Source organism: Streptomyces sp. NRRL S-1022 (assembly GCF_000720135.1).
In the GTDB taxonomy this organism is placed as follows: Bacteria; Actinomycetota; Actinomycetes; order Streptomycetales; family Streptomycetaceae; genus Streptomyces.
The window spans coordinates 1-301 of record NZ_JOIU01000188.1; the positions used below are offsets into that span (position 1 = coordinate 1).

General features: G+C 66.1%; 1 protein-coding gene. It reads right to left on the reverse strand.

Annotation, left to right across the window (positions count from 1 at the left end; translation table 11 throughout):
* On the reverse strand, positions 1 to 301 hold a 301-nt coding region (locus IG05_RS0141460), incomplete at both ends, for a cbb3-type cytochrome c oxidase subunit I (protein ID WP_199808494.1).

Below are 301 nucleotides of genomic sequence, written 5' to 3' on the forward strand. Positions count from 1 at the left end.
CGTCACGGACAGACCGGCGATCGCGATGGTCGCGGCGATCAGGCCCATGTAGCCGAACATCGGCTTGCGGGAGAAGACCGGGATGACCTCGGAGATGATGCCGAAGAACGGCAGGGCGATGATGTACACCTCCGGGTGGCCGAAGAACCAGAAGAGGTGTTGCCAGAGCAGGGCTCCGCCGTTGGCCGCGTCGAAGACATGCGCGCCGAATTTACGGTCCGCCTCCAGCGCGAACAGCGCCGCCGCGAGGACCGGGAAGGCGAGCAGGACCAGGACGGCGGTCAGCAGCACGTTCCACACG